The sequence below is a fragment of the Mesotoga sp. HF07.pep.5.2.highcov genome (genome assembly GCF_003666285.1).
In the GTDB taxonomy this organism is placed as follows: domain Bacteria; phylum Thermotogota; class Thermotogae; order Petrotogales; family Kosmotogaceae; genus Mesotoga; species Mesotoga prima.
The window spans coordinates 1-862 of sequence record NZ_JFHJ01000454.1; the positions used below are offsets into that span (position 1 = coordinate 1).

An 862-nucleotide genomic window follows, 5' to 3' on the forward strand; every position below is an offset into this window, starting at 1 on the left:
ACTCTCTTGATAATCCTGACGTCCTCTACCGTAGTGGCTCTGGAACCGTATCCCGTACCGGTCTTTATGAAATCGACGTGAGGTAGCTTCATCAGAATAGAGCAAGCTTTTTCAATTTCAACTGCGTCGAGATAAGAAACTTCGATAATTACCTTGCAAATGACATTCTTCAGGAGACCGGAAAGATAAGAGATCTCCCTTTCAAAGTAATCCCAGTCTCCGGACTTCATAGCGGAGATGTTGGCTGTTATGTCTATGTCTCTCACTTCGGGGCCGAGCCGAAGCGACTGCCTGATCATATAAGCCTTAGTTTCCGTTGTCTCGAACCCGAAGGGAAAACCCGCCCCGCAGGCCGCCGAGATATCCGTACCTCTGACTTTTCTAACGACTCTGTCCATCAAATACCATGGAACGACAATCGCTCTGAAGCCATAGGAGATACTATCGTCGATAAAGACTTCGGACTCCTTTACTGTAGCGGTCGCCTTCAGAAGCGTGCTGTCAAACCTTTTCGAAAACCTGTCGATCTGTTCCAAAGAGGCACCTCCGTAAGCAAAATTAACGAGAGAATCAAACAAAAGCCACCATAAAATATGATAGCGGTATCATAGTTATCTTGAGTCAATTATATAACACAAAACTGGGAGAAATTAAACACCCGTCCATGAGCTAACTTAAAACGCGAAAAAACTTGACATGATATCTGATTTTGGGATAGAATGAATTGATATATATGATAGCGGTATCATAATGAATCGTGTATCTGGATTTTGAGCAGGTGATGAGTTATGGCAACAACGCTGGACGACATTGCAAAAGAGACCGGTCTCTCTAGGGCAACGGTAGCGAGGGCGATCGGGAA

At 44.7% G+C, this 862-nt stretch carries 1 protein-coding gene; it reads right to left on the reverse strand.

Annotated elements, in window-relative coordinates; genetic code table 11:
- Positions 1 to 536 (reverse strand): deoxyribose-phosphate aldolase (locus tag BG32_RS09600; protein WP_121526747.1); only part of this gene is annotated, 536 nt, incomplete at its 3' end.
- Positions 537 to 862 lie beyond the last annotated feature (326 nt).